This is a genomic window from Fervidobacterium pennivorans DSM 9078 (assembly GCF_000235405.2).
Lineage (GTDB): Bacteria > Thermotogota > Thermotogae > Thermotogales > Fervidobacteriaceae > Fervidobacterium > Fervidobacterium pennivorans.
Map to the genome: position 1 here is coordinate 227,798 of NC_017095.1, position 25,691 is coordinate 253,488.

General features: G+C 39.7%; 23 protein-coding genes, 2 tRNA genes and 1 riboswitch. Of the genes, 11 read left to right on the forward strand and 14 right to left on the reverse strand.

Annotated features, from left to right (window positions below):
• Nucleotides 1–9 precede the first annotated feature (9 nt).
• On the reverse strand, nt 10–708 hold the full coding sequence (locus FERPE_RS01055) for an energy-coupling factor ABC transporter ATP-binding protein (protein ID WP_014450835.1): 699 nt from the start codon (nt 706–708) through the stop codon (nt 10–12).
• A 119-nt stretch (nt 709–827) separates the two neighbouring features.
• Between FERPE_RS01055 and FERPE_RS01060 the strand changes: the two genes are divergently transcribed.
• Nucleotides 828–1,712 (forward strand): YitT family protein, encoded by an 885-nt coding sequence (locus FERPE_RS01060; RefSeq protein ID WP_014450836.1) that lies wholly within the window; start codon nt 828–830, stop codon nt 1,710–1,712.
• 63 nt (nt 1,713–1,775) lie between these two features.
• Here FERPE_RS01060 and FERPE_RS01065 read toward each other — a convergent pair whose 3' ends face one another.
• Nucleotides 1,776–3,761 (reverse strand): methyl-accepting chemotaxis protein, encoded by a 1,986-nt coding sequence (locus FERPE_RS01065; RefSeq protein WP_014450837.1) that lies wholly within the window; start codon nt 3,759–3,761, stop codon nt 1,776–1,778.
• A gap of 336 nt (nt 3,762–4,097) precedes the next feature.
• Between FERPE_RS01065 and FERPE_RS01070 the strand changes: the two genes are divergently transcribed.
• Entirely contained in the window at nt 4,098–5,300 is a 1,203-nt protein-coding gene (locus FERPE_RS01070) for an acetyl-CoA C-acetyltransferase (protein WP_014450838.1), read from the forward strand.
• 17 nt (nt 5,301–5,317) lie between these two features.
• On the opposite strand, the gene FERPE_RS10535 is transcribed toward FERPE_RS01070, so the two are convergent.
• Complete coding sequence (locus FERPE_RS10535; RefSeq protein ID WP_014450839.1) at nt 5,318–6,268, reverse strand: DDE-type integrase/transposase/recombinase; 951 nt, start codon at nt 6,266–6,268, stop codon at nt 5,318–5,320.
• 125 nt (nt 6,269–6,393) lie between these two features.
• Between FERPE_RS10535 and FERPE_RS01080 the strand changes: the two genes are divergently transcribed.
• Complete coding sequence (locus tag FERPE_RS01080; RefSeq protein WP_014450840.1) at nt 6,394–7,113, forward strand: beta-ketoacyl-ACP reductase; 720 nt, start codon at nt 6,394–6,396, stop codon at nt 7,111–7,113.
• Nucleotides 7,114–7,192: 79 nt separating this feature from the next.
• Here FERPE_RS01080 and FERPE_RS01085 read toward each other — a convergent pair whose 3' ends face one another.
• Together FERPE_RS01085 and FERPE_RS01090 are read right to left on the reverse strand one after the other, a co-directional pair.
• Complete coding sequence (locus tag FERPE_RS01085; protein WP_014450841.1) at nt 7,193–7,915, reverse strand: substrate-binding periplasmic protein; 723 nt, start codon at nt 7,913–7,915, stop codon at nt 7,193–7,195.
• A gap of 159 nt (nt 7,916–8,074) precedes the next feature.
• Nucleotides 8,075–9,058, reverse strand: coding sequence for a thiamine ABC transporter substrate-binding protein (locus FERPE_RS01090; RefSeq protein ID WP_014450842.1), 984 nt, complete (start codon nt 9,056–9,058; stop codon nt 8,075–8,077).
• A 111-nt stretch (nt 9,059–9,169) separates the two neighbouring features.
• A riboswitch (TPP riboswitch) is annotated at nt 9,170–9,281 on the reverse strand.
• A gap of 178 nt (nt 9,282–9,459) precedes the next feature.
• On the opposite strand from FERPE_RS01090, the gene FERPE_RS01095 reads away from it, so the two are divergent.
• The gene (locus FERPE_RS01095) at nt 9,460–10,641 is read left to right on the forward strand and encodes an MFS transporter (RefSeq protein ID WP_041262760.1); all 1,182 of its coding nucleotides are present in this window, start codon (nt 9,460–9,462) and stop codon (nt 10,639–10,641) included.
• 13 nt (nt 10,642–10,654) lie between these two features.
• On the opposite strand, the gene FERPE_RS01100 is transcribed toward FERPE_RS01095, so the two are convergent.
• On the reverse strand, nt 10,655–12,076 hold the full coding sequence (locus FERPE_RS01100) for an MATE family efflux transporter (RefSeq protein ID WP_014450844.1): 1,422 nt from the start codon (nt 12,074–12,076) through the stop codon (nt 10,655–10,657).
• A 49-nt stretch (nt 12,077–12,125) separates the two neighbouring features.
• Nucleotides 12,126–13,331 carry an MFS transporter gene (locus tag FERPE_RS01105; RefSeq protein WP_014450845.1) on the reverse strand — a complete coding sequence of 402 codons (1,206 nt, stop codon included), beginning with the start codon at nt 13,329–13,331 and terminating at the stop codon, nt 12,126–12,128.
• A 265-nt stretch (nt 13,332–13,596) separates the two neighbouring features.
• Here FERPE_RS01105 and FERPE_RS01110 point away from each other — a divergent pair, with 265 nt between their 5' ends.
• The 7 genes from FERPE_RS01110 (at nt 13,597) to FERPE_RS01140 (ending at nt 18,325) form a co-directional block, all read left to right on the forward strand.
• Complete coding sequence (locus FERPE_RS01110) at nt 13,597–15,816, forward strand: ATP-dependent Clp protease ATP-binding subunit (protein ID WP_014450846.1); 2,220 nt, start codon at nt 13,597–13,599, stop codon at nt 15,814–15,816.
• Between the two features lie 150 nt (nt 15,817–15,966).
• Nucleotides 15,967–16,043: transfer RNA gene (locus FERPE_RS01115), tRNA-Cys, on the forward strand.
• 7 nt (nt 16,044–16,050) lie between these two features.
• Nucleotides 16,051–16,126: transfer RNA gene (locus tag FERPE_RS01120), tRNA-Ile, on the forward strand.
• Between the two features lie 131 nt (nt 16,127–16,257).
• Nucleotides 16,258–16,647: a 30S ribosomal protein S6 gene (rpsF, locus tag FERPE_RS01125; RefSeq protein WP_014450847.1), complete on the forward strand. Its 390-nt coding sequence runs from the start codon at nt 16,258–16,260 to the stop codon at nt 16,645–16,647.
• Nucleotides 16,647–17,057 carry a single-stranded DNA-binding protein gene (locus FERPE_RS01130; RefSeq protein WP_014450848.1) on the forward strand — a complete coding sequence of 137 codons (411 nt, stop codon included), beginning with the start codon at nt 16,647–16,649 and terminating at the stop codon, nt 17,055–17,057. Before rpsF ends, FERPE_RS01130 begins: the two co-directional genes overlap by 1 nt.
• 39 nt (nt 17,058–17,096) lie before the next feature.
• Nucleotides 17,097–17,327 (forward strand): 30S ribosomal protein S18, encoded by a 231-nt coding sequence (rpsR, locus tag FERPE_RS01135; protein ID WP_014450849.1) that lies wholly within the window; start codon nt 17,097–17,099, stop codon nt 17,325–17,327.
• Between the two features lie 80 nt (nt 17,328–17,407).
• On the forward strand, nt 17,408–18,325 hold the full coding sequence (locus FERPE_RS01140; RefSeq protein WP_014450850.1) for a glycoside hydrolase family 191 protein: 918 nt from the start codon (nt 17,408–17,410) through the stop codon (nt 18,323–18,325).
• A 2-nt stretch (nt 18,326–18,327) separates the two neighbouring features.
• Here the strand turns inward: FERPE_RS01140 and era are convergent, their stop codons facing one another.
• The 7 genes from era to FERPE_RS01175 are packed head-to-tail and all read right to left on the reverse strand — an operon-like array spanning nt 18,328 to nt 25,632.
• Nucleotides 18,328–19,224 (reverse strand): GTPase Era, encoded by an 897-nt coding sequence (era, locus tag FERPE_RS01145; protein WP_014450851.1) that lies wholly within the window; start codon nt 19,222–19,224, stop codon nt 18,328–18,330.
• Nucleotides 19,225–19,276: 52 nt separating this feature from the next.
• A complete protein-coding gene (locus FERPE_RS01150; RefSeq protein WP_014450852.1) occupies nt 19,277–20,293 on the reverse strand; it encodes a DNA polymerase III subunit delta in 1,017 nt (338 codons plus the stop codon).
• Nucleotides 20,294–20,314: 21 nt separating this feature from the next.
• Nucleotides 20,315–21,031 (reverse strand): ABC transporter ATP-binding protein, encoded by a 717-nt coding sequence (locus tag FERPE_RS01155; protein WP_014450853.1) that lies wholly within the window; start codon nt 21,029–21,031, stop codon nt 20,315–20,317.
• A gap of 9 nt (nt 21,032–21,040) precedes the next feature.
• Nucleotides 21,041–21,526, reverse strand: coding sequence for a pantetheine-phosphate adenylyltransferase (gene coaD / locus FERPE_RS01160; RefSeq protein ID WP_014450854.1), 486 nt, complete (start codon nt 21,524–21,526; stop codon nt 21,041–21,043).
• 41 nt (nt 21,527–21,567) lie between these two features.
• Complete coding sequence (dnaB, locus tag FERPE_RS01165; RefSeq protein ID WP_014450855.1) at nt 21,568–22,914, reverse strand: replicative DNA helicase; 1,347 nt, start codon at nt 22,912–22,914, stop codon at nt 21,568–21,570.
• 53 nt (nt 22,915–22,967) lie between these two features.
• Nucleotides 22,968–24,443 carry an apolipoprotein N-acyltransferase gene (gene lnt / locus FERPE_RS01170; RefSeq protein ID WP_014450856.1) on the reverse strand — a complete coding sequence of 492 codons (1,476 nt, stop codon included), beginning with the start codon at nt 24,441–24,443 and terminating at the stop codon, nt 22,968–22,970.
• A gap of 28 nt (nt 24,444–24,471) precedes the next feature.
• Nucleotides 24,472–25,632, reverse strand: a complete 1,161-nt coding sequence (locus tag FERPE_RS01175) for a DegT/DnrJ/EryC1/StrS family aminotransferase (protein ID WP_014450857.1) — start codon at nt 25,630–25,632, stop codon at nt 24,472–24,474.
• Nucleotides 25,633–25,691: the final 59 nt, after the last annotated feature.

Consider the following 25,691-nt stretch of genomic DNA (forward strand, 5'->3'; position numbering starts at 1 on the left):
AGTTATACATTATACAGCTTTTGAAGTAAACTCTCTGTGCACCTTTTCACGGTAAAGCTTTACACCATCGCTTGGATTACCATCGAAAACAACAGCTCCATTATCTATGTAAATACACCGATCTGAGTAGGGACTGAAAAGATTTAGTTCATGTGTCGCGATAATTATACCTTTACCAGCCTCTTTCAATTTCACAACAGCATCGACAACCTCGCGTTTTCCATTTTTATCGAGCATCGCAGTAACCTCATCGAGCAATAAAAACTCAGGTTGAAGAGCCAATATCGATGCAATTGCAAGTCTTTGCTTTTGCCCACCAGACAGATAGTATGGGTCCGCATCTTTCAACTCTGCGAGTTCTAAAAGATTTAAAACGTAGTTTGCCCTTATTTCCATTTCTCTTTTGTCAAGTCCTATGTTTTCCAATCCGAATATCACGTCTTCCCAAACGGTTGAACCAATAATTTGGGTCTCTGGATTTTGGAAAACGTATCCTGTAATTTCCGATACGTCGTTTATCCCTTCAGGAAGAATGATTTCACCAGCGTAATCTATTAGTCCAGCGAGAACTTTCAGCAAAGTTGATTTCCCAGAGCCGTTTGCCCCGATTACCATGACGATTTCTCCAGTCTCGAAAGAGGTTGAAATATTCTTCAATATATGCTTGTTTGCGTAGGATACGCTGATGTTTTTTAATTTCAGGACCAACTTAGCCTCTCCTCCTGATAAATTTGAAATTTTAGATTGTTCTGATATAATCATATCACGGAAAATGTAGAAGTAAAAAGGGAAAAATAAAGGATGTGGCAAGAAAGGAGGAAAAGTATATGATTAAATTTTCGAAAGATTTTGATTTGAAAGAACAGATTAAGGAGTACGTGCTTTCTACAATAGGTGTCATGTTGACCGCACTTGGACTTGTGATATTCTTCATTCCAAACAACATCGCAGCTGGTGGTGCCAGTGGTATGGCGATGATTCTGCACAAGTTAATTTCCACCGTCCCCGTGGGTATTTGGATGTACATCGTAAATGTTGTACTTTTCGTGTTAGGTTTTTTACTTGTTGGTAAAGATTTCAGTTTTAAAACGATATATTCAACATTTGCTTTGAACTTCTTCGTTGATTTGTTTGACAGGATTATAAACATTCCGAAATATACCGGCGAAGATTTGATGCTTGCTGTCTTTTTCGGTAACGTGTTGACGTCTGTTGGTATGGCTATAGCGTTTGCAAACAACTCCTCGACAGGTGGTACGGATATTATAGCAAAAATAATTTCGAAATATTTCCACACACCGATAGGAACAACGCTACTTATGGTTGATTTCGCTATAGGTATATTTGCAGGGTTTGCGTTCAACGCAAGAATCGCCATGTACGCGTTGCTTGCAATAATTATAAACGGTATCACCATAGATTTTGTGCTCAAAGGTCTTGAACTCTCCGTAACGATGATGATTATCTCAAAGAAAGTGGATGATATTAAAAAATACATACTTGAGAAAATGGAACGCGGTGCAACGATACTCAAAGCGCAGGGCGCTTACTCGGGTAGAGATATCGACGTGCTCTACGTAGCACTAAAGCGCAGAGAACTTGGCGAAGTGTTGAACGTGATTCGTCATATCGACCCCGAGGCGTTTGTTATTGTCACAGAAGCCAGATACGTTCTTGGGGAAGGCTTTAGAAGGGTAGATAAGGTGGTTTGAACAACGATATCACTAAAATTAAAGGGCTCCCGGTGTTATTGGGAGCCCTTTCGAATTTATTTATTAGATTTTAAATCTTCTCACTGTTTCAACAAGTTTTTCTGCGATATCGTCAAGGTTCTCGGCTGTCCTTGCAATATTTGACATAGCATCTGCTTGTTGTTTTATTGCCATTGTGACTTCGTTCATCTGTTCAACTACACTGACCATCGACTTACTTGCACTATCCATAGCACTGCTCATTTCTTCTGCTGCTGCGCTCTGTTCTTGTGCGCTGGCTGCAAGGTTCTCCGTCATCTGAGACATACGCACTATGCTTTGGAGAATCTGTTCGAATTGTGATTTTACCAAGTTTGATTCGCTGTATGCTTTGTTGACAATTTCAACAGTTTCGTTTGTTGCTTCGCTTGCTTTCATACTGTTATCAACTATACCTCGGAGTATCTCTGCGATATTCTGAGTTGCTTGCTTACTTTCTTCCGCAAGTTTCCTGATTTCATCTGCAACTACTGCAAAACCTCTACCAGCTTCTCCTGCTCTTGCAGCTTCTATTGCAGCGTTCAGTGCAAGTAGGTTTGTCTGCTCGGCTATAGAGTTAATGGTATCAACAATCTCACCTATGTTCTTTGCGCTCTCACTGAGTTTTTCCACAATCTGGAACGTAACATCGGCTTTTTCTCTTGTCTGGACGATAACATCTGCAATTGAGAAAATAGCTTTCTGACCTTCGTTCGCAAGTTGCGTGACTTTTTGCGCTTCCTCACTGAGCTTTTGAGAAGCGTTGGCAACATTTTGAGCGCTTGCCGCAACCTCTTCTATACCACTCGTCATTTCTTCTATTGCAGCGGATGCGTTGTTAACGTTTGAATTGACGCTGTCAACCTGTGCGGTGAGCTCCTCAATTGTAGCACTGACTTCCTCAGACACAGCGGCAACTTTCGAAGCTTCTTGCTTGACTGTTTGAGAATCCCTTTCAATGTTCGTTGCTATTTCCCTGAGTGCCAAAACCATCTTGTCAAGGGCTGCAGCAAGTTTTCCAATCTCGTCTTTAGATGAATAGTTGATTCTAACTGTAAGGTCGCCATTCGCTATCTTATCGGCACTTTCTACAATATCATTGATTGGCTTAATGACGAACGCCCTGCTTATAAATAATGCCACAATGACACCTAATATGACAGCCACAATTGTTATGGAGATATTAATTAACGTTTGTAAGTTAGCTTCCTTCATCAAGTCTTTTTCGAGAACAACCGTTGCATAAGTCCATCCGTTTGGAAGTCTCTTGTAACCTGTGATTCTTTTTTCGTTGTTGAATGTGTATCCGAACACCCCACTTTCCGGACCGGAGACCCATTTCTGGAAGAATTCTGTATCTTTTACGTTCTTACCAACCAACGTCTTATCGGAATGCATTATGATATTACCTTCAGCAGATACTATTGCATTCAAGTATCCTAATTCCTTACCCTTTGATAAAAGCGTATCGGAAAGCTTTGATACATCAAAATCGAGTGCAACTACTCCAACGATACCCTCATCGGTTTGGACGGTTTTTGCTACAGTTACAACAAGTTTTCCTGTCGATGCGTCTGCATATGGCTCAGTTACGATTATCTGACCAGGTTTTGCCACGGCTGCTTGATACCAAGGTCTTGAGGTTGGGTCGTATCCTTCTGGAAGTTCTTGTTCGGGTACTAAATACATGCGTTTATCTTTCAATCCCACGTAAACATTCATGACGTCTGGATAGCTTTTAATAACGCTGTCAAACAACTTTTTCATCCACACATCTTCTTGGTATTCATTCTTGTAAACACCCATAACGTTTGCATCTTTGGAGAGCAGCTCGATTAGTTTGGTATGTTGTTCAATAAAACTCCAGAAGGTTTCTCCACTGTTTTCCGCAAGTGCTTGAAGGTTTTGTTTGGTTTTTTCGATAATGCTGGAACGTAAAGAAAACGTTGAATAAATACCAATAATAACCATACCGATGGCAAGCACAGCCACTATGACCAAAATTTTTTGAAAAATACTCAAGTTTCGCATTCCATTCCCTCCTTTAACTGTGTTTTTTTGTAGTTGAGTATTAACAAAAGACGAGAACTAGAAGACATTCTCAACATTGCGATAGTTTGCACATATAATTATACTACATTTTTACGATGTGAGGATACCAGTTTTTTGAAAAAAGAGATTTTACAATCAACTACGGCTAACAATACTTTTCTTTCGATAGAATGCGTTGGATTTCGGCTCCTATCACACGAACGTATCCTTTGACATAGCAACGTGAAAAATGGTCTAATTGACATGGATAATGTGATAGGTGATTCATATATTACTATCCGATATGTTCATATTTGAGGTGGAGGTGGTCGTTGTATGGTTTACATCCTTGGTGCAAAGCGGACGGCTATTGGAAGTTTTGGAGGCTCTTTGAAAGATATTCCCGCGCCGCAACTTGGTGCAATTGCAGCAAAGGCAGCGATAGTGCAATCTGGAGTTCCGGTTGAAGATTTCGACGAAACTATTGTCGGTTGTATTCTAACAGCTGGGCAAGGCATGGGTCCGGGTAGACAAGTTGGCATCTATGCTGGCATTCCTGCTGAGAAGCCAGGTTACACTGTCAACATGCTATGCGGTAGTGGGATGAAGTCAGTCATGATAGGCGCCAGTGACATTGAACTCGGCGAGGCTGACGTTGTGCTTGCAGGTGGAATAGAAAATATGTCACAAGCGCCGTTCTTGATTTCTTACCGTGCAAGATTCGGTCTGAGGTTTGGAAGTCAAGAAATGCAAGACCACATGATACTTGATGGGCTCACGGATGTCTTCAATAAAGTGCACATGGGTCTTACCGCTGAAACACTCGCCGAAGAGTTCAACATATCTCGTGAAGAACAAGACGAATTTGCTTACAACAGTCAGATGAAGGCAAAGGCAGCTATTGAAGCGGGTAAGTTTAAAGACGAAATCGTGCCAGTTGAGGTTCCAGACAAGAAGGGAGTTAAAATTTTCGATACGGACGAATACCCACGTTTCGATACAACACTTGAATCGTTGGCAAAGTTAAGACCAGCATTTAAACCTAACGGAACAATTACAGCCGGGAACGCAAGTGGAATAAACGATGGTGGTAGCGCGATAGTTCTTGCAAGTGAAAGGTATGTTGAAAAGAAAGGACTTAAGCCGTTGGGCAGGATTGTTGCATGGGCTCAAGCTGGTGTAGACCCGATGAGGATGGGTTTCGGACCGGTTCCAGCAACGGAAAAGGTGCTTAAAAAAGCAGGTTTGTCATTCCAGGATATAGAACTCATTGAACTTAACGAAGCATTCGCTGCACAAAGCCTTGCGGTTATAAAAGGATGGGAAAAGGCATTCGGAGTTACAAAAGATTGGATTCTCGAGCGTACGAACGTCAATGGCGGAGCGATAGCACTTGGTCATCCAATCGGTGCTAGTGGAAACAGGATTATAGTAACGTTGCTCTATGAAATGAAGAAAAGGCACGTGAAGTATGGTTTAGCTACACTTTGTATCGGTGGTGGAATGGGCACTGCTGTAATTGTTGAAAACATTGAGTAATACTTTAGAGGATAGTGTTAACTTGTAGTGATGAAAGAGTGTAAGTGTGAAAGAATGCAATTGATATTGCCATTGTGTGTTTTCCAAAGATTCTTCACTACACAAAAGCCTTGAATGTATTTTGCTAAATTCTTCGTATTCTTCAGCCCTCGCTTGAGTCGGAAAAAGTCTTTCAACAATGAAAACTTAGATTCACATTGATTGTTTTTACCGAGCGGTACCACTACGTGATTGATATTTCTGAACAACAGCTTTACTGCACTTTCATATGCACCAAGTCCATCAGTAATAAGTTCAATGCTTTTAGGTTCTAAATTACCAAAGAACTTCTCGAGCAATACTTTGACTTGTCCCATATCACGGTACTTTGAGACATGCCAACAAAGGATAAAGTTAGTTTCATGATCGACTAATAGCCAAACATAGTACTTTTGTTCTTTGAACACAAGAACAGTTTCATCAGCATGAACTGAGAAAACATTTTCGATGGTAAATGTTGGGAAAAGTACAGAGAATAAAGTACACAATCTAATAACCCATTTGTATATGGTGACATGAGATACTTTGATATTAAGAGAATGAGCAAGAGAGCGATAAGACATATTGTGTTTCATATACAAAACGAAAGCTTTTAAGATGAAGTAGATAGGGAAGCGGAAATATTTAAATTTCTCAGGAATAAGTGAGACTGGTTCAGGAAGGTTAAAAGGAACTCTATCTTTTGTACGACAAGCTCTACAACGGAAGACAACGAAAGAGCGACGGACTTTGTGAATTTCCATAGCTTTACCACAAGAAGAGCATTTGGGATATGGGAAAGGAAAGTTTTTGCGTTTTTGAGAATGGGAAAGTTTGAAGGAATGATGGCAGAGTTTGCAAAGGAATTGTTGGTTACCGTATTTGTCGTGACCGTTTTTGTATAGGCTGGTGGAACCGCATTTTGGACAAGAGAGTGTTGAGTTGTTCATATCGGGATACCTCCTTTGTCGAGAGTTGGTTGGGGGGTGTCCCCTCTTTATAAGGATAATGCGGTTTTTGGAAAGTTTCAATACTTTTAGTTAACATTATCCTTTAGAGATGAGGGGGTTATACTATGAGATTGGATGGTAAGGTGTGTATTATTACGGGAGCAGGGAGTGGTATTGGAAGAGCAGCAGCTGAGTTGTTTGCAAAAGAAGGAGCTATAGTTATCGCGTGTGATGTAAATGAGACATCGTATGAAAATCCAAATATACATTTCTACAAACTCGATGTAACGGATAGAAACAGGATAGCTGAGGTTGTGAAGGATGTTGTTGAGAAATTTGGAAAGATAGACGTGCTTGTAAACAACGCAGGTATTACACGTGATGCGTTGATTCAAAATATGACCGAGGAAGATTGGGACAAGGTTATCAATGTGAACCTGAAAGGTGTTTTCAATATGACACAAGCCGTTGTTCCATACATGTTGGAGGCAGGCAAGGGTAGCATAATCAACACATCATCTGTTGTTGGAGTTTATGGAAACATAGGTCAGACAAATTATGCAGCAACAAAAGCAGGTGTCATTGGTATGACGAAAACATGGGCGAAAGAATTTGCCAGAAAGGGCGCACAAATCAGGGTTAACGCTGTCGCACCAGGCTTTATCAAAACGCCGATGACAGAAAAGGTTCCAGAAAAGATTTTAACTATGATGGCAGAAAAAGCAGCACTTAAACGCCTCGGAGAACCGATCGAAGTAGCTTACGTGTATTTGTTCCTTGCTTCAGATGAATCGTCCTATATCACAGGTCAAGTGATAGGTGTAGATGGAGGGCTTATACTCTAGTAGATTAAAGTAACAAATACACCAAAAATGTCCCTGGTTCAGTGCATCACCAGGGACATTTTTTGTATTCTTTTATACTTTAGAAGCTTCCCACATATGATGTAAGTATACGCTGTATTGTTCCATTTGATACGAGTTTGGAGATTGCATCATTCAGTTTTTTCTCTAAAGAGCTGTTTAGCAGAACTGCACCTATATTAGTGGAGTAAATCAAATCTTTGTGAACTTGGAAACCATATTTTTTCGATAGATACAAAGCGTTGATATAATCAAAGAACGCACCATCTATTTTTTTAATGAGTAGGTTAATCACAATTTCCTCGTTTGATACAAACGTCGAGTATTTTATCTTTTTGCCAGATTTGACCCAATCTCTAACAATTCTCTCACCGGTGCTGCCTTTCTTTACCCCAAAAGTGATTTTTTCGATATCTCCGTCCCACTTGATGTCTTTTCTGAGCACTATCGCAAGTCCTGAATTAATGTAAGGTTGGGTGAATTTGAAGACTTTTTTTCTTTCATCGGTCATATGGATTCCACCGGCTATTACATCCAAACCGAGTTTTGGAAGTACCGCAGCGTCAAGCACAGAGAATGGTAACACGTAAAACTCCACTTGCATATTCAACTCGGTTCCAATAGCCCGCCAAATGTCGTATTCTATTCCAGAAAGCTTGATGGAAAGCCAATACGCGTATGGTTCACCTAATAAAAGTCCTATTTTTAGAAATTGGCCAAAAGTATATATGGAAATTAATAAAATTGCTAAGAGTAATATAGCGACAGCATTTTTTATTGTCACTCACACACCCCCAGAATAAAGAACGTTTTTCCTTGTTCTGTAAGTTTAGACTATTTTACTAGTATTTTCGTTCAACTTTTTCAGTGTTCAAAAATTAAAGCCTCTGGGACGATTCATACTCCAGAGGCTTTTTAATTGCCATAATTTTTTAGTTTTTCGTTATCCAACCACAGCTTTTTCCCATTTTCTGAGTATTTCGTCCAACCTATCGTTAACGGTTGGGTTAAGTCTCAGTATTTTGTTAACAGGTGGTACGTATTTGTATACTTCCGGTAGCTGAACATCGATAACAGGGAACATCCACTGGTTCAGTGGTACTTCCTTTTGGAAATCCGGGGTGAGCATGAACTCTATGAATGCCCTCGCAAGTGCCAAGTTCTTTGCGCCCTTTACGATAGCTGCGTATTCCTCGAGCACGTACGCACCTTCCTCAAATATTATAGGCATGTACTTGATTGTGCCGTATTTGTACATACTGTAAGCACCATCTGTTGCATAACTCACTATCATGTCTGCTTCGCCTGTTTCGAGCATTTTGAATGCTGCGCTCCATCCACTTGTAAATGTCAATACGTTTTTCTTGACTTCTTTCCAAAAGTCCATTGCACCGTCTTCTCCAAGTGCAGCAATGGTCCACATCAGGAATGTTAAACCCGTGCTGGAGGTTCTTGGGTCGATAAGCACGAACTTGCCTTTGTATTCGGGTTTCAAAAGGTCTTTGAAAGATTTTGGAGGATTCTTTATCTTTTCGATGTTGTAAATCATCGCCAAAGCTCCGTAGTCGTAGACTGTTCCGTAGTCGTTAATGAAGCCTTTGTAGACAAGATTTTTCGAATTGGTAGCACGATACTTTTGCAACAAGTTCTCTTTTATCGCTTTTTGAAGCTGTTGAGGATTTAAACCGATGACAACATCAGCCTTAGGTGCGTTCTTTTCTGCAATAAGTCTTGCTAAAACGTCTCCCATAGAACCAAAACTAATAACTCTAACTTTACACTTGTACATCTGCTCGAATTTCGGAATGACAACCTTTGCTATTCCACCCGCAAAACTATCAGATGTGTAAATAACAAGCTCTGCGGAAAACACAAAAACCGTTGTTGTCAGCAAAAAGAAAACCGTTAACTTAAGCAATCCTTTCATGTTAGTCCCTCCTTCTTAAAGTGTGAGTATTTTTAAAATAAAAAATCCCTCCGCTTTTGTGTTTTCAACTAAGCGGAGGGATGGTCTAAAAGGTTTTTTATTATTTACCGTCTTATCCTGATTCCTGGTCCCTCCGCCGGTATTACCCGGATCAGGTTCGAAGGGTCGGGAACTTGGCGTTCCCCTCTCAGCCCCGCATTCAGGAGCTCCCCTCCAGGATATAGGAAATATGTTTTCAAAGGTATTATAACATGCTTTTAAGTTTTAATCAAGGGAATATAATTATTGGTTCCGAAGATCCTGATATAATTACTATAACGATTGAAGTAATGATAAATCGGCGAGGATTGGCAATACGAAAAAGAGGAGTTATATCAAGTTTTTTATGGAGGGAACAAAAAGTGCCTGGACAGAGAGTTTTTCACAAGTATCATTTTCTTTCATTTGTAATCTCTATTCAAGCGTACCTTTACAGCACTTATATAAACTCAACTGCTGCAAAATTGGGTTTTTCTTTCACTCAAATAGGTCTTGTTAACCTTATTTTATCCATAGCCTACGCAATAGCAAGCGTAACTTTGGGACACATCGGAACAAGATACGGATACAAAAGGACAATATCTTTTTTAGCTGTATATCTTTTTATTGTCTCAATGTTCGGATTTTTTGCTAACAACCCTAAACGTTTGGTCATTTTTGCGGTTCTCCAAGGTGCCTTTTTTGGGGCATTCTTTCCACAAGTTGAAGGATTGATTGCTAAGTCTGAAAGCTTACTGAGAGTAGACCCACCATCGATAACAGGCAGGTTCACATTGTCTTGGAGCACGGGAAACATGATCGGGGTTGCGTTTGGCCCTTTTCTTACCGTAAGAGTGCCAAGTGCCGTATTTATAACGGGTTTAATAATCTCGGGTCTGACAAGTCTGTGGGTCTTTTTAGACTACAAAAAGTTTGGGGATGTCATTACGTTTACACCTTACAGAAAACTTCTTGAGCATTCTCGGAATTCATCCGTTGTTATGAACAAAAATATGATGAAGAAACTCAGTTTGGAATACAGAATTATTCTATTCCTTGGTGGTTTGATTTACACATCTGTTTTGGCTAGTTTTCCTAAGTTGATGATGCTTGCCGGGCTGAAGTTGGAAAATGCGGGTTTTTTAACTGTAGGAGCAAATATAGGAGTTGTGCTCATTTTTGGTATTTTGCAGTCTTGGAAAGGCTGGGTAGGAAACGAATATGTTTGTGGCATACTTTTGTCGGTTGTTCCAATAACAGGATTAATAGCATTTTTTGCCAAAAACCCTTTAATGTTCTTCCTTACAGCGTTGTTTGCAGGTTTTAGTTACGCTGTCCCGTATACGTTTGCCATATTCTACGGACTTTTGTCAGAGGAAGAAGCGCACGGCAAACAAGGGGCTTTGCATGAAATGGTTATTGGACTTTTGTTCGGCGTAGGTCCGCTTATTGGAGGAGTATTGTTTGACAACTTCGGGGGAAATTTAGGTTTGTTAGTTTACGCGTTTTCAATAAGTGCTGCTATATACCTTATTCAACTGCTTTTTAATTTTTCAAGAAAATAGAACAACTACTCTATTAAATAACCCTCTTTTTATACCAGTCAGATTTTAAAAATGCGATGGACATAACCAAAACTTCAACAAATTCTGTTACAGGAAAAGCCATCCACAGTCCGATAGGTCCTAAACGGAGCACATATGTGGAAATCAAAACAAGTGGAACCATAACCCCCCATCGACTTAAAATGCCCGCTATCATAGGAATTGACGTCTTTCCTGAGCCGAAAAATGCACTGGAAAGCCCCGCACTGAAGGATATCATAAATAACGCAAAGACAACGTATGGGATACTTCTGGCACCAATTTCTATTACATTTTTGTTTGATGTGAAAAGAGTAAAAACAGATTCTCGGAATAGTAGTATAAGCACGAGTAAGAGAGAAACAATGATAACACTGTAGAGAGTTGCTAAAATTGTTGCCTTCTTTGCACCCTCTTCGTTGTTCTTCCCCAGTTGGAATCCTACCAAGGTGCTTGCACCCATCGATAAACCAAATATTGGGATAACGGCAAACCCAAACATGCGCTCAATAATGCCAAAGACGGTTACATATTCTGGACCAAAAAGTGATGAAATTTTGATTAACACAGTATAAGAAAGGTTTCGAAGTAGCATTTCGACACCGGACGGTAACCCTATAGTGATAAGTTTTGTATCTATTTTCTTATCCAGTAATAAGAGCCCTTTTAGGGATATCTTTACACCTTCTATTCCGCGAAAAAGTAGGTATAATCCCCATATAAGAGGAATAAAAGTGGAAATCACTGTTGCCCACGCAGCACCGGAAACACCAAGACCAAAGCCTGTGATGTTGAATAACGGAAGTTTATCAAAAATAAATATAGGGTCCAATATTATATTTACAATAGTTCCCGTTGCCATGGTAAGTGTTGCAAGCGATGCACAACCTATATTTCTTAGCGCCGTGAATGTGGAGTAAGTCATAAAAAATATGGGCATGAAAAATATGCGGATGTACCCATAGTGAATTGCCGAGTTAACGACTTCAATATCCGAAGAAAAGAAACTAACAATAGGTTTGAAAAACACCAGCAATATGCCTGAAGCAATAAGCGCAACCATAGCCTTAAAGATGAGGGTTTGCTCTATTATTCGTGATGTTAATTTCAAATCGCCTTTACCATACGCTTGTGAAATCAACGAAACGGAAGAAGTGCCTATAATTTCGTTAAGTATTTCGACTAACCAAAATATTGTGGAGAATATGACGACTCCTGCGATGGCTTTGTAGGAAATCTTTCCAATCCAGAACATATCAACGATATCGTACAGGGATTGTATAGCGAAACCAAGCATTGTGGGAAGGGATAATCTAAATAATTCTTTGGTGAGAAACTTGACGCTTTCATTCTCAACGATATGTTTTTTGCCATTTGACCTTTCGTCAAATGTTTTCGGTGTTTTCAATGTTTTCACCGTATCCCCCCATTTATGTAACCTAGAATTCCTAGAATTTCTAGAATTCTTACTCGGAAATATGTTTGTACATTCTAATCATAACATAAGCGTTTAAAAAATAGAAAAGCGAGCTTACAACAAAAATGAGCGTGTATCCGTTGTTGTATTTGGTGAATATGGAAAATAGGTCTGCTGAGAGGGCACGTGCAACGTTGTTTATAAACGAGTTCATACCGTTAATCGAGGAAAGCAGATTTGCTGGTATGTTGGAAAAGACTAAGGCGGTCAGGAGAGGACCAACCATATTCATTACCGCAAAGCGGAGTATATACACGAAGGTAAAGGTTATCGGTTCCCTTATAAAGCTGAGCAATACGATTAGTATGGGCACGAATACATAAGAAAAGATTAAAACGTTCATATCCCCGAACTTTTTCCCCAACTTGTAAGAAAACACTGCACCAATACTGGTAGCTAACTGAGCTAACGCTAAAATGAGTCCTATCAACGATGGTTTCATATGGAATATATCGTAGAATATCACATTACCAAAAGTTACAAACAAGCCTGCGCCAAATCCAACACTCATAGTGGACAAGAAATAGTAAAGTACCACTTTCAACGCCCGCTTGTCTAACTTGTTGAGAATGCTGAAAAATTTTAGCACATTGGTGTCTCCAGTGTTTTGGCGTTCGTATTTTGGTTCATATAATTTCAGTTTCCAGATAGGAGCAAACGCAACGATTCTTGATAAACTTGCTACAATTAATACGGTCCTAATTGGAAAAACGTCTCCTAACAACCCACCAAATATATTTCCCAAAACTCCGGTGAACATTCCTATTCCAAAGTTAAGACCTAGCACCTTACTACGACTTTCTCTTGAAGTGTTTAGTATCAAAAGTGTGGAAAGGACAATGGATGTTGCTGTTGAAAAACCACCGAAAAGAAAAGAAGAAATGCCAAGCTGAATAAGTGAGGGAGAAATGACCCTATACGTTCCGAAAAAAATACTCAAAAGATGTGTAGTAAGCATTAGTTGTTTTTTATTAATTTTATCTGCAATGATACCAAAAACAAGTCCAAGTAACGCACTACCCCAAAGGAAGAATGAGGTGATACGACCAACTTGCGAAGTTGGTATGCCTGAGGTTCGAAGCATCAGATTGAAAATGGTTCCGTATATACCTTGTGCAAGCCCATCTATGAACGTAAAAAGAGTAATTAAGCGAGCAGCAGAATCAGTTGACGATGAATCGGAACGATAAGGCATGATTTTGTGTAAAACCTCCTCGATTAGTCTGAAAATAAGTTAGGACATCGAACAATCATCAATTAAATTCTAACATTACACTTTTCAAAATCAAGTCGGAAAACTTCTGCTTTTTGAATCTTTCTTCTAACTAAAAAATTTTTGACTTTTTTGATTAGCACTCTTGACAAATAAGTGCTAATATGGTATACTATCATCGGAAATGCAAATTAAACAAAATAGAAAGAATTAAACAAAATAGAAAGAAAAGAAAGGAGTGGTTGATATGACATTCAACCTCGAGGAATTCACGGAAAACGCTCAGGAGATATTACAGTCTGTAACGGATGTGTTAAATCGTTACAGGCAGAATCAGATGGCGCCTGAGCACGTGCTTTTAGCCATGTTGGAGAACTCGAAAAACGCTGCTTACGATATTCTGACTCATCTCAACGTAGATATCGATGGTTTGAGAAGAGATGTGGAACGTGTTATCACATCCAGAGGAGGTTATAACTACTATTCTGGTGGCACAGGCCAGATCTACGTTACACCAGATACTACTAAGGTCATTAATGAAGCGAAACGCGAAGCAAGACGCATGGGTGACGAAAAGGTCGGAACAGACCATTTACTCCTTGCTATGGCAATAGTACCAGAAACAACTGTCTACAGGTTGCTGGCAAGATATGGAGTCACCCAAGACAAGCTCTATACAGCTATCAAAGAACTTAGAATGAAGAGAACATATTCTGAAGAGGAAAACATCGACGTTCTTGCCAAATTTACCGAGAACTTAACTGAAATGGCAAAGAACGGACAGTTGATGCCTGTCATAGGTAGGGACAACGAAGTCAACAGGATGATAGAAATTCTTGGGAGAAAGATTAAGAACAACCCAGTTCTCATAGGAGACCCAGGTGTTGGTAAGACAGCAATCGTTGAGGGGCTTGCTCAAAGAATAGTCTCTGGAAATGTGCCAGATTTCTTGAAGAACAAAACAATTCTTAAGCTTGATCTTGCAAGGTTAGTTGCTGGAACAAAATTCAGAGGAGAATTCGAGGAAAGGCTCAAGAAACTTATAGATGTGCTCAAAAAGAGAACAGATGTGATCCTCTTCATCGACGAACTTCATACAGTTGTTGGGGCTGGAGCTGCTGAAGGTGCTCTCGATGCTGGTAACATTCTGAAACCAGAACTGGCAAGAGGTACACTGAGGGTGATTGGAGCAACTACTGTTGAAGAATACAGAAAACATATAGAAAAAGACAAAGCGCTTGCAAGAAGGTTCCAGGTTATATTCGTTTCAGAACCATCGGTTGAAGAAACGATTGAGATTTTGAAGGGTCTCAGACCGAAATTCGAAGAGTTCCATGGAGTTAAGATTAGTGACAAAGCTATCGAAGCAGCCGCCAAGTTGGCTTCAAAGTACATTACAGACAGGTTCATGCCGGACAAAGCCGTGGACTTGGTAGATGAGGCAGCAGCTCGTGCGAAGATAGATGGTAAACAAGAAGTAACGGATGAAGATATTGCAAAGGTTATCGAGCGCTGGACTGGTATACCTGTTGGTAAGATTATGGGTGACGAAAAGGAAAAAATTAAGAACCTTGAAAAGCTCATTCACGAAAAGTTTGTAGACCAAGAAGAAGCAGTAAAAGTTGTAGCGAACGCTATAAAGATGTCTCGTGCAGGTATCAGAAATCCGAAACGACCACTCGGTGTGTTCTTGTTCCTTGGACCAACTGGTGTTGGTAAAACAGAGCTTGCAAAGAGATTAGCCGACGTGCTGTTTGGTAGTGAAAAGGCGCTAATCAGAATCGATATGAGTGAGTACATGGAAAAGCATTCAGTTGCCAGGTTAATTGGTGCACCTCCAGGATACGTCGGTTACGAAGAAGGTGGACAGCTCACAGAACAAGTGAGAAGAAGACCATACAGTGTCGTGCTCTTTGACGAAATCGAAAAGGCGCATCCAGAAGTCTTCAACGTGTTGCTACAGCTCTTCGATGATGGAAGACTTACCGATGGTAAGGGTACGACGGTTGATTTCAGAAACACGATAATTATAATGACAAGTAACATAGGTTCAGACATAATAATCCAAGACATTGAAGATGGTTTAGAAAATGCTATACCAAAGCATATCGAAGAAGAAATGCGCAGGTATTTCAGACCAGAGTTAATTAACAGAATCGATGCGGCTGTTGTTTTCAAACCACTCAAGAAAGAACACATTAAGCAAATAATCGATATCTATCTCAAAGAACTCAACGAAAGACTTGCCGATAGAAACATCGTTGTGGAACTAGATGAATCAGTGAAAGAATACTTGGCAACGGAAGGTTACGTACCAACGATGGGTGCTAGACCTCTTAGAAGATTGTTTGAGAACACAGTAGAGTTCAAACTTGCTGAACTGATAATCGACGAACAAGTCAAGGAAGGTCAAAAAGTGAAATTCTACTGGAAAGAAGAAGGACTTTACTGGGAGATACAAGGATAGCAAATAAATTAGACATTAGGAAACCCTCCTCAAGATAGAAATTTTGAGGAGGGTTCTTTTTTTGTATTTTTAGCATATAATATACTTTTTGGAACGTACCTACCCTGTTGACAGGTGAGAGTTTGTATGATAGAATGTAACACGCAACGGGGCGACGTAGCCAAGGGGTCTAAGGCGGAGGTCTGCAAAATCTCTATTCGAGGGTTCAAATCCCTCCGTCGCCTCCAGGTTTTTGGGCTCGTAGCTCAGTTGGCAGAGCATCCGGCTCATAACCGGACGGTCGGGGGTTCGATTCCCTCCGAGCCCACCAGGAAACAAAGATGCAGCGGGCATGCGCCCGTCTTTGTTTTATGCTTTAGGCAAAAATAATTCTTAGTCCAAAAAATCCCGCTCTGCTTAAGAATGAGCAGGGCCGCATAAGACCGAGGGAGGAGGTGCTTTATGAGGATATACGAAACGATGTTCATCATCAAACCAGACGTACCAGAGGAAGAAAGGAACAACTTGGTTGAAGGTGTTAAGAAGTTCTTGGAAGAAAGACTCGGAGCGCAGGTTGAAAACGTTGACAGATGGGGTATTAGAAAACTAGCCTACAAGATTGGAAAGTACTTCGAAGGAGACTACACAGTTATTTACTTCAGGTCAAACGGTCAAGGACTTGATCAACTTGAGAATTATTTCAAAGTGCACCCAGATTTCATGAGATGGCAAACATTCAGAAGAGAAGACCTTGAGAAAAAGGAAAGAAAAGCAGCAAGAGCCAAGAAAGAAGCGGAAAGCTCTAGCCAGGAAGGCCAGCAGGAGGGTGCTTCTGAAGAGAAGGTGGAATAATGTCGTATAACAAAGTTGTTCTTGTGGGTAGATTAACACGAGACCCTGAGACAAGGCAAACAATCGACGGAAATTTGGTAACCACGTTTACAATTGCGGTAAACCGAGGAACAAATGGAGATGAAGCCGATTTTATAAGGATTGTAGCATTTAGGAAGCTGGCAGAATTGGCACATAACTATCTTCAAAAAGGTAGAATGGTTTTGGTTGATGGCAAGTTGAGAATCAATAAATGGAAAACAAACGATGGTCAAACCAGGTCAACCGTCGAAATATGGGCAGACAATATCGTGTTTGTTGACTCAAGAAAGAGTGACAAAGAAATCCCAGAAGAAATACCATACGAAGAAGTTTTTGGCGAAGATATTGAAGAAGAAGACATCCCGAATGACGATGAACCACCATTTTGATGAGTATAATGAATTATACGTTAATAGGAGGGAAGTAGGATGCCAAGAGTAAGGCAAAGAAGAAGAAAAATTAAGGCATGTAAACTGTGTGAAATGAATCTTGACTATGTTGACTATAAAGATACAAAATTGCTCAAGGATTTCTTAAATGAAAAAGGTAAGATACTTCCAAGAAGGCTTACAGGAAACTGTGCGAAGCACCAAAGAATGGTAAAGACCGCAATCAAAAGAGCAAGACAGATGGCATTGTTACCATACCTAAAATACTAAAAAATAAAAGAAGTCGCCAGTTAGCTGTTGGCGACTTCTTTTTTTTTCAGGTTTATATTGATGAGTAAGAGGTGCTAAATATGACAAACGATTTCGTTTCAAAGATAGCTTTGACTACAATTTTCCTTGCTTTGTTATTTCCTGTTGTTTTAAGTCTTTTTGCTACCGAGGTTCCACAAGATTGGATTCTTTACACAAACGGTCCTAAGTTAGAAGAACTTATGTTGGCGAAGGCTGATTTGGTTGTGATTGATTATTCTTCTGATGGAACAGACAAAAAGGCTTTTAAGAAGGAAGATATAGTGCTTTTACAATCTCAAGGAAAAAAGGTATTTTCTTACTTAAACTTCGCTGTTGCTGAAAATTGGAGATTCTATTGGAGTTTTTTAGACAAAGCCATCGTGCTCGGGTCTCTGGACAATTGGCCCGGAGAATATTACGTTAAATACTGGTACACAGAATGGTATGACGTGGTAAAGCAATATATGAAAAGAATCACATCAGCCGGGTTCAATGGAGTTGCTTTGGATTGGATAAACATCTATCAACATGCAAAACTTCAAAAGCTTTCTGGAAAAAGTGCAGAAGCATTGAAAAACGCTATGGTGGAAAACCTGAGAAAACTAATAAGCGATTTTCCAAAGTTGGAATACGCGCTGGTGAATGGAGAAGATATACTGCTTGAATTTCCAGACATAAGGAAAAGAGTAAAGTATGTTATCGTTGAGAGCCTGTTTTTTTCTGAGGGTCAACTTGTAACGAATACTGAAGAGTTTGTTCGCAGAGTGAATAAGCTGTCTCTGCTTGTAAAGAATGGGATTACCGTTCTTTCAATTGAATACATTGATAACGGCAATCCCTTCGACAATATGAATGCCCATCGTATAAAAACATACGTGAGTTTGGCGAAAAAATACGGGTTTAAGTATTATATTGCACGATTGGACATGAAATTGGACGTTGTTAACATTCCCAGGATACCAAATAGCAAGGACTGATTTCAGTCCAAATCGTCACGCATTCCGACTTCGTTTAGAATGATGAAGTCTTTGTTTCTCCAGTCTTTTTTGACCTTTACATGGAGGTCTAAGTAAACTTTTGAACCCAAGAAGTATTCTATATCCTTTCTTGCGCTTTCCCCAATTTTCTTTATCATTCTTCCTTCCTGACCAATGATGATACCCTTCTGACTTTCCCTTTCAACGTAAATGTTTGCCCTAATGTACACGACACCGTTCGGTCTTTCTTTAACTTCTTCGACAATTACAGCAACGGAGTGAGGAATTTCTTCGTATGTGAAATGGAATATCTTTTCCCTTATCAGTTCAGAAGCGATAAAGGAAAGTGGTCTGTCAACTATAATATCTTCTGGATACAGTTGAGGACCTTCTGGCAAATGTTGTTTTATCTTTTCTACGAGCTCGTTTAATCCCTCGCCAGTTACCGCGGATGTGCGCACCACATCAAGGAGGTTGTTTACATGGCTTCTTATTTGTTCTTCTATTAAATCTGCACGGTCATTGTCCACAAGGTCTATTTTGTTGATTACCCCAATTGTTGGTGTTTCAGACTGGTTAATGTAGTTTGATATATGTTCTTCTGGTGTTTCAAAACCTTCCTTTGCATCGATTGTAAAAAGCAACAAATCAACGTTTTTTAACGCTTGAACGGCGGCTTTAACCATGTATTCACCAAGCCTGTGCAGTGGCTTGTGTATACCCGGTGTGTCTACGAAAATGATTTGAGCATCTGAGTCCGTGTATATAACATTTATTCTGTTTCTGGTTGTCTGTGGTTTATCTGATACAATGACAACTTTTTTCTTCATTATCGCATTGATTATCGATGACTTACCTACGTTGGGTTTTCCAACAAACGAAACAAATCCACTCTTCATTTAGTCTCCCTCCCATCAGAATGCATTGCGATTTCTCTGGATTCTTATATCTTTAGTCTTCCACTTGCTCCTGCTTATTCTGTTCTTCAAAAGCCTTAGCGAATTCTCCTGATTCGAGTTTACTTATAAACAGTCCCAGCAAAATCTTTACATCCTCACTAAGTTTGACCCTTCTATCGATGAAGTAAAGGTATTCTATAACATTTTTCAGCAGCTTTGGAGAATAAAACAACACATGGTTTACAGGCTTGTATTTTGAATCTTTGAATGCGAACCCTAAAAACCTTGCAACCCTTGGTGAAAGAATCCCAAGCTCTTTGGAAAGATTAGCTACATCAGGCCATTTGTAATCAGGTTTTTTTGGAGCGTGGACTACGATGTTGAATAGTTCTATAAAATGCTTTGAAACTGTGTACGATATAATTATCGGTTCATAATTATTGCAGATTTCATGTAGCATGTTTTTCGCAATCGAGTAATTTTGCTCTGATAAAGCGAAACAGAATTCGTCCAATTTGCTGATAGTTCTTTTAAAGACAATTTGTTCAACATCTTGTGGTGTTGGGTGCTCACCAGCGTAAATTTGCAGTTTTTCAAGTTCTGCGAGTATCGCATATTCATCAGGTCCTGTGAATTTAAATATGCTTTTCGCAACTTCTTCATGGCATGTTACACCTATCTTGCTTGCCACATCTTTAACAAAATTCAACCACTTGTCTTCTTCCCATTCTTTGGGTTTTTCGAATGTCAAGATTTCTACTTTGCCTGGAATCCTTGTAACCTCTTTTCCTACTTTTTCTGTTCGGACAAAAACCGTAACCCAATTTCCTGATAAATCGAGTGATTGAAATTGTTTTTTTTCACTCTTAGACCACTCGTCAAAATCTACTAAATCGTAAACTTTAGCGCTCGAAAACAATCCTAAACTTACACCGGCGTTCTTTAATTCTTCAATCTTTCCGTCATCATCGGCGAATATTTTGTGATATTCCACATCTTTACCTTTCAGATATTCTTTTATATAAAGTTCTTTGCTGAGCTCGGAGTCACCAACGAGGTAAATAACCATATTCGTCCGTTCTTCTCCTCCTTAACCTATAACTTCGATTATTCTACCATTTTCCATTCTCATGATTCTGTTCGCAATTTGTGCAACATTTTGATCATGTGTTACTATGACAAAAGTTGTTCCAAATTCTTTGTTAAGCTCGATTATCAACTTTTTGATTTGCTCTCCATTTTTCACATCCAATGCACCTGTTGGTTCGTCAGCCCAGATGATTTTTGGGGTTGTTGAAAGTGCACGAGCGATGGAAACTCTTTGTTGCTCACCACCTGACAACTGCGAAGGATACGCATCTTTTCTGTGAGAGATTCCCATAAATTCGAGCAGTTCTAAAGCCCTTTTTCGTGCTTCTGTGACTGGAACTTTATTAAGAAGAAGAGGTAGTTCTACGTTCTCAACAGCAGTTAGAACGGGAATAAGGTTGAAAAACTGGAATATAAACCCCATACTCTTTGCTCTGAATTTCGCTTTCTCTTCTTCAGACATTTTTGTTATTTCCTGTCCGTCTATAATTATTGTACCTGAAGTTGGAATATCAAGACCTGCCAGCAAGTTCAATAGAGTGGTCTTTCCAGAGCCAGACGGGCCAAGTATTGCAACGATTTCTCCTTTGTATATCTCCAAATTCACAGAATCGAGTGCTACGACTTTTGAACTACCAGAACCGTAGATTTTGGAAAGATTTTCGGCTTTCACTATGATTTCTTTCAGTTCATTCGTGGCATTAAAATTTTTTTGCATCTTTCCACCTCATTTTAAGTTCCTAAACTTTTCCCGCAACTTCCTTTCTACAAATTCAGGAACCCACTGAGAAACTTGTCCGCCGAATGATGCAACTTCTTTTACAAGGCTTGAAGAAAGGAAAGAGTAATTCTTATCAGTCATAAGGAAGACGGTTTCAACTCCGTTGCATATTTCTTTGTTAGCAAGTGCCATCTGGAGTTCATATTCAAAATCCGTAACTGCTCTTAAACCTCTAATGACCACATTTATTTTGTTTTTCGTCGTATATTCAACCAAGAGCCCTGAAAATGTGTCAACACGTACGTTAGGTATGTCTTTTAAACATTCTTTCACCATTTCCACACGTTCTTCTATCGTGAAGGTATAGTGCTTTCTCTTGTTTTCCATAACCACCACATAAAGTTCATCGAATAATTCGGCAGCTCTTTTGGCGATGTCTATATGACCATACGTTATTGGGTCAAAGGAACCAGGGTAGATAGCTCTAACCATATTTTCAGCTCCTTCTTTTGGTTGTTTTCTGTTAGACTAATTTAGACTTCCGAATGGAATATATCAGGTTCGAAGAAGTTTGTAAACGATGGATTGAACATCAGAGTTATTGTTCCGATAGGTCCGTTTCGTTGCTTTCCGATGATTATCTCTGTTTCGTGTGGTAAGTCAACGTGCTGTTTTTTATAGTATTCTTCTCTGTAAAGGAAAATAACAACGTCAGCGTCTTGTTCGATAGCACCTGACTCTCTGAGGTCGCTAAGACGTGGACGCTTGTCTTCCCTCTGTTCTACTGCTCTTGATAGCTGTGATAGTGCGATAATCGAAACATCGAGTTCCCTTGCCAGAAGTTTCAATGAACGGGAGATTTCAGAAATTTCCTGCTGGCGACTGTCTCTCCTGCCATCACCCAAATCCATAAGTTGCAAATAATCTATGAATATGGCATCTATATTGTATTCTTTCTTCATTCTTCTTGCCTTCGCTCTCAAGACACGTGGTTCTAGGTTAGATTCATCATCTATTATTATATTCGCTTTCATCAACCTTGAGGCACCTTGGACAAGCCTTTTCCATTCTTCGTCACTTAACCAGCCTCTTCTAACCTTTTGAAGGTCTACAAGAGATTCCATACACAAAAGTCTTTGAATAAGTTGTTCCTTGCTCATCTCCAGGCTGAATATTCCCACAGAAGCTTCCCCGACAGTTGCCATATTCCTTGCCAAATTTAATGCGAAAGCCGTTTTACCCACACTTGGTCGTGCCGCTATGATTATTAAATCGGACTTGTGGAATCCAGATGTCATTTCATCGAGTTTTTTGAACCCGGTTGGGATACCGGTCACTAAACCTGTGAGGCCTTTTAAATGCTTTGACCTTAACTCTTCGAGGTGTTCAAAAACCTCGGTCAAAGCGCTTCGTATATCTATGTAGGTTTTCGTTGCACGTGACTCAGCAATTCTAAAGACCAATCGTTCCGCTTCATCAAGCACTTCATCGACGTTAAGTGCCTCATCGTAAGCCCTTTCCACAATCAGGCTACCTGCAGCAATTAATTCTCTCAGTATTGCTTTGTCTCGAACTATCTGGGCGTACATTTCCGCATGTGCTGAAGTCGGAACGTTGTCTGCAAGTTGCGCAACGTATAGCTCTCCACCAATTTTGTCAAGAACCCCCATAGCTTTTAACCTATCGCACACAGAGATAATGTCAATAGGCAACCCCTCATCGTGCAGTTGCTCTATTGCAGCAAATATGTGACGATGCTTCGGGTCATAAAAATCGGAAGAACTGACTATAGAAACGATATTATCAACTTTTTCAGGTTCAATCAATATACTCCCTATCAATGCTTGTTCGGCTTCTATGCTAGCAGGCACATTTTTCACACTTCCATCCTCCTTGTGTAGTCACAAAAAAGCATGAAGGTGATATCCATTGATTAATCAAAAATCGCTTTTCTTTTTTTGGCAGTAAGTCCTACAATTATTGTGATAAGGAGAGAGATGATAACCATATAATCACCGTATTTAGCATAAAATGTTACAGCATCGTTTGATTCGACGTAAAAAATGCCCCAAGTTGTTTTGTTGTCAGGCAAAGTGATGTAGTTACCGTACTTGTCTACAACTCCACTGATTCCTGTATTTGAAACTTGAACAACGTTTCTGCGTGTTTCTACAGCTCTAAAAATTGCTTGAGTAAAGTGCTGGATCAATGGAATTTTTGAATCATACCATCCGTCGTTTGTTATTACTACCAAAAAACCAGCATCTTTTGAAAGCTTTCTTGATATATATGGGAAGAACGATTCAAAGCAAATCTGGAATCCTACTTTCCCGTATCCCTTTATATCGAATGTTTTCAATTCACCAGGACTGAAATAATACATGCCCCTTAGAAATGAAAGACGACCGAATATTCCCTTGTAAGGGAGATTTTCTACGAATGGGAAAAGTTGGACTTTATCGTATTTATCAAAAAATTTCCCATCGGAATAAATCACAGCACTGTTGAATGCATCGGTTCCAACCAATGTGGGGAAACCAATCACAAGCGTTCGGTTCTTAAATGATTCAAGGAGTTTTCTCTCAATATCTGAGTTCCTTATATCTGTTCCTGGGAAAACCCCCTCAGGAAATATTGTCAAGAAATCCGGTGAGTTTGAAAAGTTCTTTTCAAGGTAATTGACGATGGTATTCGAATCATACGAGTACTTAATCTTCTGTGGCATGTTTGTTTGGGCTAAGACAACAGGTTTATCGCCCACATTCTTTGGGATGAACGATTCTACCATGCCATTTACAAAGAGAACTAGGGTAATTAATGCTAAAATGAAAACATAGTTGTTCTTGTTCGCACGTATGAGTTTGTAACCTTCATAATTTATTATAACTATTAGGAAAACGAGTCCAAGAGTTCCTGTAAAGGGAAGTAACTGGAGCAAGCCTTTGAAATTGTAAAGGGCATCACTCAATCGCCCACCTGTGAAACCCAGCTCGCCTATACCTCTCAAGTATTCAGATATGACGTAAATAGAAGCAACAAAAATCGGTTCTAAAACGCGGAATCTGACTTTCTCAGTCCAAAGTCCGTAGAGAAATCCAAAAAGCAAAAATGGTAAAGCCTCAAGAATACAAAATAAGATGAAAACCAGAAAGCCGGTTGTAGCGTTGAAACGTCCAAACAATTCAGGTAGACCGGTTGTTAGAGTGTTTATTAGATAATGAAAGTTCACAAAAGAGAAAGTGAAAAAATATAGAAAAGACACTACCGCTGAAAAAATTGGTCCCTTTTTTTCTAAGGCGAAGAAGAGAGGGATAAGAGAGAAAAATACTATCCCTCCGTAAAAATAACCTGGCATTGATAACGTTGTAAGGAGTGAAGACATCAATACATTCAGAACTGTTTGAACCATAAGTCCCCTTCCCCCTATGTGTGTATTTTTACTTCAAAAGTGTTTCCAATACTATACGTAGTTTCTCTGCCACATACTCTTGGTCTTCTTGCTCCATATCTGTGTAGAATGGGATAGCTATTGTTCTTTGTGAAATGTCTTCTGTGACAGGTAGCATCCCTTCTTTCCAACCGAGTTCTCTGTAAGGCTTTTGCAAGTGCACCGGGGCAAAATAGTTTCTGCATTGGACACCTTCGTCTTCAAGCTTTCGAATTAATGTATCTCTAACCGCACTTGGTGTTCCTTGTGGTAGTCTGACAACGTATACGAACCACGACATTTTGGTGACATAATCCATGACGACAGGGAGCTCTAAAGGTAAATCTTTTAAGAGAGCTTTATATCTCTCAGCTACCTTTGCACGTTTTTCTATAATCTCATCCAACCTCTGCATTTGTGACCAACCAAGTGCGGCTGACATCTCATCTATTCTGTAGTTGTAACCAACGTAATCGTGAGAGAGCCAGCCTTGACTTTCTCCACGCCCTTGGTTTCTTAATGAAACTGACATCTTGTATATCTTCTCATTATTTGTAACAACAACCCCACCCTCACCAGTTGTTATCTGTTTGTTTGGATAGAATGCAAACGCTCCCGCTACTCCAAACGTTCCCACTTTTTTTCCTTTGTATTCACTTCCAAGCGCTTCACAGGAATCTTCAACCACTGTAACATCGTATTTTTCCGCAAATATATTTATCTTGTCCCAATCTAATGGATGACCAAAGACATCCACAGCCATCAGGAATATCCTGCGGAATTTGTTGAAGTTTTCTTCAACTATCGTTTTGAAGTGTTCAATGTCCATGTTCATTGTGATTGGGTCAATATCAACAAACGTAACACTTCCGTATTCGTATAAGGCGACATTTGCAGAAGCAACAAACGTAAAGGATGGAACTATGAGAAGGTCCCCTTTACCAAAGTTTAGAGCCTTGAGAATAAGATGGAGCGCACTTGTCCCACTTGAAACAGCGGCGACGTATTTTACTCCAACATACTCCGCTATAGCTTTTTCGAATAGTTCAGTGTAAGGACCTATGCTAAGCCTTCCGGATTCTAGAACTTTCGTCACGATGTCAATATCTTCCTGAACTATTTGTGGTTTTGAGAGCGGAACGAAGCGCTTTTCTTGTCGCTTGTTTGCCATATTGCATTTCGCTCCTTTTGATATCTAGACTTGTGTAGACAGGAACTCAAAAAGATTAT